This is a genomic window from Xanthobacter sp. DMC47 (assembly GCF_056313845.1).
This window is the reverse complement of sequence record NZ_JBQUZM010000001.1, coordinates 1,893,603-1,906,014: the sequence shown is the minus strand read 5'-3', so window position 1 is coordinate 1,906,014 and position 12,412 is coordinate 1,893,603. Positions and strand designations below refer to the sequence as shown.

The 12,412-nt window shown below is 68.2% G+C and carries 11 protein-coding genes; 4 read left to right on the top strand and 7 right to left on the bottom strand.

Annotated features, from left to right (window positions below):
• The first annotated feature begins 120 nt into the window (after nt 1-120).
• Nucleotides 121-606, top strand: coding sequence for a DUF1269 domain-containing protein (locus tag ACT54R_RS08800; RefSeq protein ID WP_393973177.1), 486 nt, complete (start codon nt 121-123; stop codon nt 604-606).
• A 45-nt stretch (nt 607-651) separates the two neighbouring features.
• Here the strand turns inward: ACT54R_RS08800 and ACT54R_RS08795 are convergent, their stop codons facing one another.
• Nucleotides 652-1,587: a GlxA family transcriptional regulator gene (locus ACT54R_RS08795; RefSeq protein WP_476325445.1), complete on the bottom strand. Its 936-nt coding sequence runs from the start codon at nt 1,585-1,587 to the stop codon at nt 652-654.
• 88 nt (nt 1,588-1,675) lie between these two features.
• On the opposite strand from ACT54R_RS08795, the gene ACT54R_RS08790 reads away from it, so the two are divergent.
• Nucleotides 1,676-2,182, top strand: coding sequence for an isochorismatase family protein (locus ACT54R_RS08790; protein ID WP_476325443.1), 507 nt, complete (start codon nt 1,676-1,678; stop codon nt 2,180-2,182).
• 12 nt (nt 2,183-2,194) lie between these two features.
• Here the strand turns inward: ACT54R_RS08790 and ACT54R_RS08785 are convergent, their stop codons facing one another.
• The 3 genes from ACT54R_RS08785 to ACT54R_RS08775 form a co-directional block, all read right to left on the bottom strand.
• Nucleotides 2,195-2,899 (bottom strand): nitroreductase, encoded by a 705-nt coding sequence (locus ACT54R_RS08785; protein ID WP_476325441.1) that lies wholly within the window; start codon nt 2,897-2,899, stop codon nt 2,195-2,197.
• A gap of 228 nt (nt 2,900-3,127) precedes the next feature.
• Complete coding sequence (locus ACT54R_RS08780) at nt 3,128-5,641, bottom strand: TonB-dependent receptor (RefSeq protein ID WP_476325439.1); 2,514 nt, start codon at nt 5,639-5,641, stop codon at nt 3,128-3,130.
• Between the two features lie 437 nt (nt 5,642-6,078).
• Nucleotides 6,079-6,861, bottom strand: coding sequence for an NAD(P)H-dependent oxidoreductase (locus tag ACT54R_RS08775; RefSeq protein WP_476325437.1), 783 nt, complete (start codon nt 6,859-6,861; stop codon nt 6,079-6,081).
• Nucleotides 6,862-6,987: 126 nt separating this feature from the next.
• On the opposite strand from ACT54R_RS08775, the gene ACT54R_RS08770 reads away from it, so the two are divergent.
• Complete coding sequence (locus ACT54R_RS08770; protein ID WP_476325435.1) at nt 6,988-7,899, top strand: LysR family transcriptional regulator; 912 nt, start codon at nt 6,988-6,990, stop codon at nt 7,897-7,899.
• Nucleotides 7,900-7,988: 89 nt separating this feature from the next.
• On the opposite strand, the gene ACT54R_RS08765 is transcribed toward ACT54R_RS08770, so the two are convergent.
• A complete protein-coding gene (locus ACT54R_RS08765) occupies nt 7,989-8,639 on the bottom strand; it encodes a TetR/AcrR family transcriptional regulator (protein ID WP_476325433.1) in 651 nt (216 codons plus the stop codon).
• 85 nt (nt 8,640-8,724) lie between these two features.
• Here ACT54R_RS08765 and ACT54R_RS08760 point away from each other — a divergent pair, with 85 nt between their 5' ends.
• Nucleotides 8,725-9,201 carry a redoxin domain-containing protein gene (locus tag ACT54R_RS08760; RefSeq protein WP_476325431.1) on the top strand — a complete coding sequence of 159 codons (477 nt, stop codon included), beginning with the start codon at nt 8,725-8,727 and terminating at the stop codon, nt 9,199-9,201.
• Between the two features lie 24 nt (nt 9,202-9,225).
• Here the strand turns inward: ACT54R_RS08760 and ACT54R_RS08755 are convergent, their stop codons facing one another.
• The gene (locus ACT54R_RS08755; protein ID WP_476325429.1) at nt 9,226-10,941 is read right to left on the bottom strand and encodes a GMC family oxidoreductase; all 1,716 of its coding nucleotides are present in this window, start codon (nt 10,939-10,941) and stop codon (nt 9,226-9,228) included.
• Nucleotides 10,941-12,404 (bottom strand): aldehyde dehydrogenase family protein, encoded by a 1,464-nt coding sequence (locus ACT54R_RS08750; protein ID WP_476325426.1) that lies wholly within the window; start codon nt 12,402-12,404, stop codon nt 10,941-10,943. Before ACT54R_RS08750 ends, ACT54R_RS08755 begins: the two co-directional genes overlap by 1 nt.
• Nucleotides 12,405-12,412: the final 8 nt, after the last annotated feature.

Sequence of the window (12,412 nt, the reverse complement as noted above, 5' to 3'; positions counted from 1 at the left end):
GGGCGCTGCAGCTTTTCGCGGCGTACCGCACCTCCGAGGGGGTTGCGCATCGGCGCGACTTGGCCTGTAGAGAGGGCCGCGGGCGCGATGCGATGCCCGCACAGGGATCTGGAGACCAAGATGGCCGACCTCATCATCATCGCCTATGACTCCGAGGCCAAGGCGGAGGCCGCGCGGCAGGAGCTGCTCAAGCTCCAGAAGGAATATCTCATCGAGCTGGGCGATGCCGTGGTTGCGGTGCGCCAGGAAGACGGCTCCATCAAGCTGCACCAGCTCATCAACACCACCGTCGCGGGCGCAGCTTCCGGCGGCCTGTGGGGCGGGCTCGTCGGCCTTCTCTTCCTCAACCCGCTGCTCGGCATGGCCATCGGTGCCGGCGCCGGCGCGCTCGCCGGCAAGTTCACCGATGTCGGCATCAATGACGACTTCATCAAGCAGGCGAGCTCGGCCCTCGGCCCCAATCAGGCTGCGCTCTGCGTGCTGGTGGGCAAGGTGACGGCCGACAAGGTGGTGGCCGACATGGCCCAGTTCGGCGGCACCGTGCTGCAGACCAGCCTCTCCAAGGAGCAGGAAGAAAAGCTCCAGGCCGCGCTCAAGGGCGCCTGAGGTTTCGACTAGAGCGGGCGCCGTCTGAAAACGGGCGGCGCCCGCTCAATCCAGCCGCTGACGCGCCAGCCACTGGCGCGGCGTGGTTCCGAGTTCTGAGCGAAAGGCGACGCGCAGGGCCTGCGCGTCCGCAAATCCACAGCGCTGGGCGATGGCCTCGAGCCCGCGGGCACCGGAGGCGAGCAGATCTTGCGCCTGGGCGAGACGCGCCCGTTTCAGCCAGTCCCCGAGGCTGCCGCCGGTGCGCGCGCGGATGTGGCGGGTGAGGCTGCGGCGGCTCATGCCCATGCGGGCGGCGAGGTCATCGAGCGCCGGGGTGGCCGAGGGATCGGCCCTGAGGCTTTCCAGCAGATCGGTGACGCGCTTGTCGGCGGGCGTGGCGATGGTGGGCCGCGCGATGATCTGCGGCTGGGCGCCGGCCCGCTGCGGCGCCACCACCAGATGGCGCGCCACCCGGTTCGCCTCGCCGACGCCGGAGAGCCGCGCCATGAGGTGCAGGCAGCAATCAAGACCGGCGGCGATGCCGGCCGAGGTCAGCACCTGGCCTTCGTCCACGAACAGCGCGCCGGCATCTACCCGCACCAGCGGATAGCGCCGCGCGAAGGTTTCCGCCCGCGCCCAATGGGTTGTGGCGCGCCTTCCGTCGAGCAGACCCGCCTGCGCGAGCCCGAAGGCGCCGAGACACAGGCCCGCCACCAGCGCGCCGCGCGCTTCCGCCGCTTTCAGCTCCGCCACCAGCGGTTCCGGCACCGGCTCGTCCGCATCCCGCCAGCCGGGGAGGATGACCACATCCGCCGCGCGGGCGGCCGACAGGGGATGCGGCGCCTCGATCACCAGGCCGCCGGTGGCGGACAGGCGGGGCGCTTCCGCGCAGACATCGACCCTGTGGCCGCCCGCGAGGAAGGGCTCGCCGAACACCGCGAGGGGCGTGGACAGCATGAAGGGGCTGATGCCGTCATAGGCGAGGATGGCCAGGCGCATTGGCCCGATTTACATGGTTCTTGTCCATCAGGCCACTGACGGCCGGCGCGGCGCCGCCCTAGAAGAGGGGCATGCACAGGAGCGAGCCATGACCCGAACCCTTCTCGTCATCGACATCCAGCAGGATTATTTCCCCGGCGGCGTGCTGCCCCTGTGGCAGGCCGAGGAGACCGAGGCGCGTATCGTCGCGGCCATCGGCAGGGCGCGGGCGGCGGGAGACCGCATCGTCCTGGTGCGCCATGTCTCCGCCGCACCGAAGGGCCTGTTCGCGGCGGACGGGCCGGGCATCGTCATTCGTCCGGCGATCCTGGAGGCGGCGGGCGATGCGCCCGTCGTCACCAAGCGGTTCGCTGACGCCTTCCAGGAGACGGACCTTGCCGCGCATCTCGCCGGCACGGACGACCTGCTCGTGTGCGGAATGATGACGCAGAACTGCGTCGTCTTCACCGCTCTGTCGCGGGACGCCGACGGCTATTCGGTGCGCGTGATCGGGGATCTGTGCACCGCGCCCATCGAGGTCGTCCACCGCATCGCCCTCAATGCCATCGGCTCGAAGACGAAGCTCGTCACGGCCGCGGAGGCGGGGCTCGCCTGAGCGCCGTGGCTTTCAGGCGAGGGCGTCGATGAAGTGCGCGAAATTCTCCAGCGGCTCGCGCACAGTCTCGAAAGTGTTCTCCGGCGCCGCGAGGTCGGCGTGGCCAAGTGCCATGCCGCAGATGACCATCTCGGTGTCGGGGATGGCGAGGCGCTGCGCGATCACGGTGCTGTAGAGCATGAACGCCGCCTGCGGGCAGGTGTGGAGGCCGAAGGCGCGCGCGGCGATCATGATGTTCTCAAGGAACATGCCGTAATCGAGCCAGGAGCCCGCCTCCATGTCGCGGTCGATTGTGAAGATGAGGCCCACCGGGGCACCGAAGAACAGGAAGTTGCGGGCGTGCTGCTCGCGCATCCGGCCTGTGTCGGTCTTGCCGATGCCCAGCGCGCCGTAGAGGTCCCACCCCACCTTGCGGCGGCGGCCGAGATAGGGCTCGCGCCACTTGCGGGGGTAATAGGCATATTCCTCGGCACCCCGATCGCCGGAAAGCGAGAGCGCGTGCAATTCGGCGGTCAGCGCGGCGAGGGGCGCGCCGCGCAGCACCCGCACGCGCCAGGGCTGGATGTTGGAGCCGGATGGTGCGCGGGCGGCAAGCTCGAGGATCTGCGCGACGATTTCGTCTTCCACCGGCGTCGGCAGGAAGGCGCGGATCGAGCGGCGCGAGCGGATCGCCTCCGCGGCGGAGAGGGGGGCGGCGGAATCGGTCGGAAGGGGCATCGGGCAGAGATCACCGGCAATGAACGGGCCTGGACGGGCGGCGCGGAAGGTAGCGCGCGCGGGGCGGTCATTGAAGGGGTGGATGCCCGGGAAGTGATGCTGGGGGCGGACCCGGTATGCGCCCCGGGTCCGCCTTGAGTGGGGTCGGTCGACAGGCCCCCGCGCCTGTTCGATCGCCCTCTTCGCGCAGATGACGAGCGCGCACGCCGTAAGCGGCGCGCCTTCGGCTCAGAATGTGGCCTTCAGACCGGCATAAGCGGAGAAGGGCTGGCCGGGCGACTGCATCTGCGGATTGCTGAGACCAAGATATCCAGTGTCGAAGAAGGTGCCGTAGCTGGCGTACTTCGCATTGAACAGGTTGTTGATGTAGCCAAACACCTGGAAATTGTCGGTCACCTGATAGGACGTGTGGAGATTTGCGACCCAGTATCCAGGAAGCATCGGCGCCTGGTTCGCATCGTCGCCCACGTAATACTGGCTGGAGACGGCAATCACGTCGCCGCCCAGCTTCCATTTCGGCGTCACCATGTAGTCGAGGCCGAGTTTGAGGGTCTGGGTGGGAATGCCGGGAATGGTGTCGCCCGGCGTCACCAGCACCTGCCCGTCGGTGGCATAGGGGTTGTTGGGCGAGGCGAGATAGCCGGTGAACTGGTAGGTGGCGTTGAGATAGGCGTAGTTGGCGTAGAATTTCCACGGCCCGTTCACATACTGCATCTCCGCCTCGAAGCCCTCGCGGCGGGTGGCGGGCACGTTGGTGTAATAGCCGTAGCCGGTCTGCTGGCTGGCGAGGGACACGATGTCGTCGTCGCTGTCCACGCGATAGACGCCGAGCTTCCAGTTCACCTTGCCGCCGAACAGCATGCCGTTGCCGCGCAGGCCCACCTCGTAGGTGTGGGAGACCACCTGGTTGAGCGGCGGGTCCGCCACCAGGGAGTTCTCCAGCAGGCACGGCCGGTTGGGATCGGCGCAATTCAGCTCCAGCGGGGTGGGCGCGCGGTTGGACTCCGAATAGCCGCCATAGAGGGTGGCTTCCGGCGTGAGCTTGTAGGTGAGGCCGATGAGCGGATTGATGCGGGCGAAGGTGTAGTCGCCGTTGAGCTGCGGGCTCGTCCCGGTGCCGTCCTGCATGGAGATCTGCGCGATGTTGAGGCGCGCGCCCATGGTCAGGGTCGCCCGGTCGGTCATGTCAAAAGCGTTGGTGGCGTAGAGGCCGTAGTATCGGGTGCTCGCGTTGAGGTCCACCGGCAGGTAGAAGACCTGATACTGGTCGGGCAGCGAATAGTCCGGGATGTTCTTGATATAGGTCCCGGTGCCCACCACCTGAAGGGTATTGGTATTGGTGATGCCCAGCTCCGAATTGGAGCGGAAATTGATGTCGCTGGAATCGACGCTGCCGCCGATGACGAAGTAATTGTCATGGCCGAACAGCTTGTCGGTGCTGGTCGCCTGCACCGAGCCGCCGTAGGTGGTGGTGTCGGTCCAGGTGCGGTTGATGACACCGTAGAGCTGGTTCGGTCCGAGCGCGGAAAAGGGGATGGTGTTGCCGTTCTGGTCATACAGCACCATCTGGCTGCGGAAAGCGGCATAGGCAGGATTGGTCGCCGGGTTGCCGCCGCCGGGCGGACCGGTGAACTGATCCTCCTCCAGGCACATCTTGGTGTTGCCGACGCCGGGGTTCCACTTGTTGGAACAGGCCTCCAGATCGGCGTCGTTGCCGTCCACATGCGCCTGGCTGAACTTGCGGGCGTAGAGATTGCCCTGCAGCTGCCAGGTATCGGTGAGGTCATACTTGCCGTTGAGGGCCAGCATGCCGACGTTGTTCTCGGTGGTCTGCGGCCAAGTGTAGATGGAGTTCCAGTTCTGGTCGAGCAGCTGCACCGGGGTCGGGCCGACCACGCCGAGATTGGTCGTTGCAGCACTGGCGACGAGGTGGACCTCGGTCTTGTCGTTCTTCCAGCCGAAGTCACTGTAGAAGCGGGCGAGGTCGGACGGCGACTGGAGCCGCCAGCCATCGGCGTGTACGGCGTCGGCCGCGATGTAGACGCCGAAGCCGTCCTTTTCGCCGCCATACTGGATGTTGCCGCCGATCTGGCCGAACGAGCCGCCCTGAATGCTCCCTTCGAAGCCGTGATAGTTGAAGCCGTTCTTCATCTGGATGGAGACGGCGCCGCCCAGCGCGTTGAGGCCGAAGGCGGGATTGTTGGAGAACACCTCGGCGCGGCTGATGGCGACCTCCGGAATGAGGTCCCAGTTCACCGTGTCGCCGAACGCCTCGTTGAGGCGGATGCCGTTCTGGTAGACGGCGATGCCCTGCGGAGTGCCCTGCAGCGGCGAGGCGGCGAAGCCGCGGAAGCGGAAATCCTGGAAGAAGGCGTTGCCCTGAACGTCCGTGGTATTGGCGCTGGGCGTGTACTGGAACAGACCGTCGGTGACGGCGAAGGAATTCAGCCGGTCGAACTGGTCGGCACCGATGATGGTGACCGCGCCGGGCACCTTGTCGGCATCGATGCCGGTGCCGGAGAGCGGGGTGGTGGCGACGACCTCGACGGTGCCGAGCTGGAGCGTGCCGGAGGAATTGGCGGACTGCTCCTGGGCCATGGCTGGGAAGGCCGCCAGAAGCGCGACCGGCACGGCCGCCGCGGAGAAGCCGAGCGCGATCGCGATGGCGTGCTTCGAGGCGATGCTCGCCGATGCCGATTTGCCGGACGCCGCGCGGCGTGAAACCGCCCGCTCCGCACCCATACCCCGTGAGGCTCCGCTCCCGCGCTCCCCGTGCATCTCCCGCCCCTTTCAGCCCTCGTCCGACCGGGGCCGTTTTTTTGGCGGTGTGACGTCGCCGCGATGGTCCGCGCCCGGCGCTGGGGCATCGTGTGGGTCGTCACACCAGAATTCTACCACCATGAAACCATAAGCGCGCCCGAAGTGCCGTCAATCGGCCACAGAGCTGAGAATTCTCTTAGGTTTTCAAAGTGTGTCTTCTTGGGAACGCCCGAGGGACAATCGGGAAGATTCGGCAACGAAAAACCGGGAACATTTGGCAAAACGGGTGCGTGCTCTCCGCCCCTTGTGATGATGATCAACTATAGGCTCGCCCGACTAGACTTGTCGTGTGTGATTCTTCCCGACCATTCGAGAGCGTGTAAGGCAGGCGGGGGGCGGGCGGCTCCCCCGCCTCGGCGTCAACCCGCGTCCGCTACGTGTGCGACGAGGCCCGTCCGGCCCGGCGACACGTGCTCGGCCATGGTGTGCCGGTCCGGGAAATCGCCCCCGTTCTGGGCGCGGAAGGGGATGGGCGCGTCCGTGAACAGCCCGCCGAGACGCTGGCGCCAGCCGGCCTTCGCCGCTTCGACCTGCTCCGCGCTGGTGAAGCGGCCGGCGCCGTAGACGGGATGGATCGGCAGCACGTCCATGCCCGGATAGAACAGGGCGCCGTGGGTCAGGGGAAACAGCAACTGGTCGATGGGGCCGTTGATGCCGCGTGGACCGTAGTCGGCGGCGGGGCCGCCCGTCTGCACATTCACGAGCGCCCGCTTGCCCTTCAGGATGCCCTCGCCGAAGCGGTGCTCGTTGGTGCCCGTCTTGTAGCCATAGGCGAAGCCGAAGGCATAGACGCGCTCGATCCACCCCTTGAGGATGGCGGGCACGCCATACCACCAGAGCGGAAACTGCAGGATCACCGCATCGGCGGCGAGGAGCTTTTCCTGCTCCGCCACCACGTCGGGCGGCTGCCGGCCGGTCGCATAGGCGTGGCCGGATTCCGCGACGAAGGAGAGCCGCTCCGGATTGGCGCGGCTCGGGAAGTCGTCGGCGTCGAACACCGCCTTCCAGCGCATGCCGTAGAGATCGGAGGTGAGAACGCGGTGGCCTTCGGCGGCTAGCGCCTCCACCGTCACGTCCACCAACTGGCGGGTGACGGAGGCAGGCTCGGGGTGGGCGAAGACCACCAGGACTGTCTTGGACATCACTGAAACTCCTCGGCGCGCGGCGGGCGGCCCTTGGCCGATGGGGCGACGCGCGGTGATGCCGGCAAGCTAGGCCGCGATATGCTATATATGAAATCGCATCTCGTCTGAGTTGGCATAATTTTGATGGATACCAGCCGTCTCGATCTCAATCTCCTGGTCACGCTGGAGGCGCTGCTCGCCGAGCGGAACGTGACGCGGGCGGCGGCGCGGCTCCATCTCAGCCAGCCGGCGGTGAGCGCGCAGCTCGCCCGCCTGCGCGACCTGTTCGACGATCCGCTGCTGGTGCCGGCCCGGCGCGGCATGACGCCCACCGCCAAGGCGCTGGACCTCGCCGGCCCGCTGCGTGCCGCGCTGGACCAACTGCGCATGACGCTGGAAGCGCGCGACTTCCACCCGGCGACGGCGGAGCTGACCGTATCCATCGCGTGCTCGGACTATATCCAGGCGGCCGTCGTCATGCCGTTGGTGCTGGCGCTGCGGGAACGGGCACCGGGTGTGCGGGTGGCGGTGCGCCATCTGCTTCCCGATCTGATGGAGCCGCAGCTCGCGTCCGGGGAGACCGACCTCGTGCTTGCCACTCCGCTGCCGACGCAGCCGCATCTGCGGGCGCAGCATCTGTTCGAGGAGACCTATGTGCTCATCGGCCGGCGCGGCCATCCACGGCTCAGGCCGGGACTGACCATCGAGGCCTATGCCGAGCTGGAGCATGTGATCGTGTCGCGCAGCGGCGGACACTTTCACACGCCCGTGGATGAAGGCCTCGCCGCGCTGGGCCATCGGCGCAACGTCGTGATGTCGGCGGCCTCCTTCCTGTTCATTCCGGAGATCGTCGCGGCGAGCGACCTCGTGGCGCTGGTGCCGCGCCGCCTCCTGCGCGATCCGCCCGCCCGCCTGGTGATGATCGACCTGCCGTGGCTCGCGGAGCGGTTCGAGGTGGGCCTCATCTGGCACGAACGCACCCACGGCCATGCCGGCCAGCGCTGGCTGCGCGCCCTCATCGCCGAAGTCGCAGGCGCGGCGCCGTCCGCACCCTAGAGCACGCGCCGATCCGATCGCACCGCGCTCAGATCGGATTACGCGTTCTCTGTCTTCGCGTGAGAGGGCGATTCACCGATCAAGTTGATTCAACTTGATCGGATCGCGCTCTGGGCCGCGCCCGCCGTTCCGTGCCGGGCCACCTCGGCGATGGCCATGTCCAGGGCGATGCGCAGGGGCTCGCCCGAGCGTGCGGTCTTGGCGAGCAGTAACCCGCCCTGAACGGCGCTGAGCACGGCGATGCCGAGGGTGTGCGGATCGGCAGAGGGGCCGAGTTCGCCGCGCGCCTGCATCCGGGCGAAGCCCAGCTCCAGGAGGCCGCTCCACTTCTCGAAGCCGGCGGCGCAATCGAGCCGCGCGGTCTCGAAATCGTTGGACACTTCGCTCGCCAGCGACCCCAGAGGACAGCCGGAGGTGCCGCCCGCCGCATTGATCGCCAGCAGCGCGTCGCGCCAGCGCTTCAGGGCGTAAAGGGAATCAAGCGTGGCGAGATAGGGGTCTTGAGCGGCGAGCACGCGCTCCGTCTGGAAGCGGATCACCTCCAGCACCAGCGCATTCTTGTCGGAGAAGTAATGATAGAGCTGCGATTTGCTGAAGCCGCCCGCCTCCATCACGTCGTCGAGGCTGGTGCGCTCGGCGCCGTGGGCGTGGATGAGGTCCGCCGCCGTCTCGATGATGCGGGCGCGGGTGGCGGCGCCGCGGCGGGTGAGGGCAGGTGGGGGCGTCGGCGTCTTCGACATGGACAAAGCCTAACTGAACTGGACTTGACAGTCCAATTTCTTTCTGGCGCCTTGGACCGACAAGTCCAGTTGAAGGAGTATTTCCATGTCGCGTTTGGAGAATGGCGCTACGTTTCCCGCGCTCACCGTCGCTGCCGTGGGTGGCGGAGCGATTGCGCTGCCGGGAGCCCTCGCCGGCTCATATGGGGTGGTGCTGGTCTATCGCGGCGCCTGGTGCCCCTATTGCCAGGCGCAGTTGGCCGGCTTCCAGCGTGCAGCCGAAAAGCTGGCCGCGACCGGGATCAAGGTGGTGGCCTTCTCGGTGGACGACGAGGCAACGAGCGCCAGCACCATCGCCCGGCACCACCTGTCCTTCCCCGTGGGCCACAGTGTGAATGCGGATGCCGTCGCCGCAGCGCTCGGCGCCTACACCAATGCGGAGCCGCATTACCTGCAGACCACGGGTTTCCTGCTGGACCCGGAGGGCCGCGTGGTGAACGCCGTCTATTCGAGCGGTCCCATCGGCCGGCTGGTGGCCGAGGATGTGATCGGCATGGTCACCTACCTCAAGTCCAAGGCCTGAGGCTCTGCCGCCGCCCGCGCCGCATCAGGCGCGGGCGAGGCCAGCGGCGATCTTCTCGGCGATCATCAGCACCGGAATGTTGGTATTCGCCGTGGGCAGGCGGGGCATGGCGGAGGCATCCGCCACATAGAGGTTTTCGCTGCCGATCACCTTGCCAGTGGGGTCGAGCACCGCCCCGGGATCGTCGGGCGCACCGAGGCGGCAGGTGCCGCTGGCGTGCCAGACACCGAACACGCTGCCTCGAACGAAAGCCTCCAGCCGCGCCTCATCCGCGACGATCTCCGCCAGCGAGACACCGCCGGACATGAAGCGCTTCAGCGCCATCTGGCGCAGCCCCGCCGGCACGTCGAGGAGTGCGCCCAGCGCCTCGGCGACGAGCGCATTGGTGCGGGAGACGCGGCTGAGGCGCTTCACGAAGGGCGAGAAGGCGGCGGGAAAAACATCCCCCGCATCCGGGTTAAGCGCCTCGCAGACGAGGAGCGAGAAGAGCGTGCGCACCCCCGCCTTCATCCGTGCGAGGTCGGAGGGATGATCGAGCAGGTTGAGGTCGGCCTCGGGGTAGGCGCGGGGATCGGCAGACACGAGGCGCACGGACCCGCTCGACTTCGGCCGGTTGCACCACAGGAAGTAGAGCCCCAGCCGCCGGCCGAGCCCGTGCCAGCCCGCCCGCGCGGAGGCGGTGGCGTAGAGGTCCGAAGCCTCCCCCTCTTCCACACCGGAGGAAAATCGCAGGGCGGCGAAACTGGCCCGGCGATAGGACATGGGCAGGCGTAGCCGCTCGGGCAGATACTGGCAGAGGGTGAGGGTGGGATGGTCGCGCAGGTTGCGCCCCACGGCGGGACGGTGGACGGCCACCGGGATGCCCAGCGCCGCCAGCGCCACCCCATCGCCGATGCCGGCGCGCATGAGGATGGCCGGCGTCTGCAGCGCGCCCGCCGTCACCACCACGCGGCCGGCGGCAACTTCCATCACCGCGCCGTCCCGCTCCACCTCGACCCCCGCGGCCCGGGCGCCGTCCATCCTGAGGCGCAGGAGACGCGTGCGGGGCCAGATCGCAAGGTTGGGCCGGGCACGGGTGGCGGCATCGAGATAGCCGACGGCGGCGGAGACACGGCGGTCGTGTTCGTTGTTGAAGGCGGGCGGGAAGACCCCGTCCGCGAACTCGCCGTTCTGGTCCAGCCTGCGAGGCAGCCCGCTCGCCGCGAAGGCCGAGGTCGCGGCCTCGGCGAAGGGTGGCCAGCCGGGCGGCAGGATGCGGCGGATGGGAATGGGCCCGTCGTTGCCGTGCAGCGGGCCGCCGCAGTCGAGATCGCGTTCCAGCTTGATGAAGTAGGGCAGAACGTCGTCCCAGCCCCAGCCGGCGGCCCCGAGGGCGGCCCATTCGTCATAGTCGCGCGGCAGTCCGCGATTGGCGGACTGGACGTTGATGCTGGAGCCCCCGCCCATGATGCGCCCCTGCTCATAGGCACGGGAGCCGCGCGTGCCGTCCACCCGCTGAGCGGTGAAGGCGGAGAGGCCGGGCCAGACGAAACGGTCGCCGTGGAACAGGCCCATGGGGTAGCTGTCGGCGATGGCGTCGGGCACGGCGCCGGGCGGCGTGTCCTCCCCCGCCTCGATCAGCAGGACGCGGTGGGCGGGATCCGCCGAGAGCCGGTTCGCCATGACGCAGCCGGCGGAGCCGCCGCCGACGATCACCGTGTCGAAAAAGGGCATGTCCGAAAGAGGCGTACGGGCGGGCATCAGACCACCCCGGCCTCCTGATAGATGTGCTTGATCTCCATGAAGTCGATCAGCGCATCATAGCCGTGCAGCCGTCCGAGGCCGCTGCGGCGATAGCCGCCGGTCTCGGCCTCCGCGAACAGCTTGTTGTGGTCGTTGATCCACACCGTGCCGTTGCGCAGCGCCCGCGCCACCCGCATGGCCCGCGCGCCGTCGCGGGTCCACACGCTGGCGGAAAGGCCGTAGTCGGTATGGTTGGCGCGCGTCACCGCATCCTTTTCGTCGGAGAAGCGCTCGATCACCACCAGCGGTCCGAAGATCTCCTCCTGCACGAAGAAGGCGCTGGTGTCGGCATGGGCCAGCAGCGTGGGGGAAAGGAAGGTCCCGGTCTCCAGCGCGCCGCCGGGGCGGCTGCCGGCGAGCACCACCTCGTCGGCGAGCGCCATGGCCTCCTCGGTCTTGCGCTCCACCTGCGCGCGGGAGGGTTCGTCGATGAGCGGGCCCATCTGGCTGCCCTCCGCTGCGCCGGGGGCGATCTTCAGGCCGGCGAGGGCATTCTTCAGCGCCGCCTTCATGGCATCGAAGCGGCTCTCGTGGACAAGGATGCGCCGTGCCGCCGTGCATTGCTGGCCGGCGATGATGGTGGCCGCCGCCGCGAGCTTCGGCGCCACGGCCTCCACGTCCGCATCCTCGAACACGAGGCAGCAGGACTTGCCGCCCAGCTCCAGCGATAGCTTCTTCATGGTGGGCGCGGCATCGGCCATGATACGGGCGCCGGTGGCGTTTGAGCCGGTGAAGGAGATGACATCCACCTCCGGCGAGGCCACCAAAGTGCGCGCCACGTCATGCCCCGTCTCTGTGACGAGGTTGAGGACGCCGCGCGGCAGGCCCTCCACCTCGGCCAGCGTGCGCAGGATCTCGGCGGTGACGAGGGCGGTCTGGGCGGCCGGCTTCACCACTGCCGTGCAGCCCGCGGCGAGCGCCGGCGTCAGCGCGCGGATGAGCAGCACAGCCGGCGCGTTCCACGGGATGATAAGGCCGGCGACGCCCGCCGGCTCCTTCAGGAGCGTCGAGAAGGCGCCCGGCTCCACCTCGAACACATGGCCGGGAATGTAGCGCGTGATGCCCGCATAATAGCGGATCTCCGAGATGGAGCCGGCGATCTCGCCGCGCGACTGGGCCAGCGGCTTGCCATTCTCGGCGGTGAGCAGGCGGGCGAGGTCGTCCGCCCTCTTCTCCATGGCATCTGCCCAGCGCAGCATCACCATCTGCCGCAGGCGCGGGGCCTGCGACCATTCCGGCCGCTCGAAGGCGCGCCGTGCGGCGGCAATCGCCGCCTCCGCGTCGGCTGCCCCGCTCGCCGGGAAATGGCCGAGCATGGCGCCCGTGGCGGGATCAAAGCTCGGCGCGGTCTCTCCCGAGAGCGCGCCTTGCCAGGCCCCGTCGATGAGGTTCTGGGCCGCGAGCGGGGTGATGGCGTTCATGTGTCCTC

Bases quoted from the DNA above. Each gene is read 5' to 3' on its own strand.
- ACT54R_RS08800 (WP_393973177.1), top strand. From the start codon at position 121: ATGGCCGACCTCATCATCATCGCCTATGACTCCGAGGCCAAGGCGGAG.
- ACT54R_RS08795 (WP_476325445.1), bottom strand. From the start codon at position 1,587: ATGCGCCTGGCCATCCTCGCCTATGACGGCATCAGCCCCTTCATGCTG.
- ACT54R_RS08790 (WP_476325443.1), top strand. From the start codon at position 1,676: ATGACCCGAACCCTTCTCGTCATCGACATCCAGCAGGATTATTTCCCC.
- ACT54R_RS08785 (WP_476325441.1), bottom strand. From the start codon at position 2,899: ATGCCCCTTCCGACCGATTCCGCCGCCCCCCTCTCCGCCGCGGAGGCG.
- ACT54R_RS08780 (WP_476325439.1), bottom strand. From the start codon at position 5,641: ATGGGTGCGGAGCGGGCGGTTTCACGCCGCGCGGCGTCCGGCAAATCG.
- ACT54R_RS08775 (WP_476325437.1), bottom strand. From the start codon at position 6,861: ATGTCCAAGACAGTCCTGGTGGTCTTCGCCCACCCCGAGCCTGCCTCC.
- ACT54R_RS08770 (WP_476325435.1), top strand. From the start codon at position 6,988: ATGGATACCAGCCGTCTCGATCTCAATCTCCTGGTCACGCTGGAGGCG.
- ACT54R_RS08765 (WP_476325433.1), bottom strand. From the start codon at position 8,639: ATGTCGAAGACGCCGACGCCCCCACCTGCCCTCACCCGCCGCGGCGCC.
- ACT54R_RS08760 (WP_476325431.1), top strand. From the start codon at position 8,725: ATGTCGCGTTTGGAGAATGGCGCTACGTTTCCCGCGCTCACCGTCGCT.
- ACT54R_RS08755 (WP_476325429.1), bottom strand. From the start codon at position 10,941: ATGCCCGCCCGTACGCCTCTTTCGGACATGCCCTTTTTCGACACGGTG.
- ACT54R_RS08750 (WP_476325426.1), bottom strand. From the start codon at position 12,404: ATGAACGCCATCACCCCGCTCGCGGCCCAGAACCTCATCGACGGGGCC.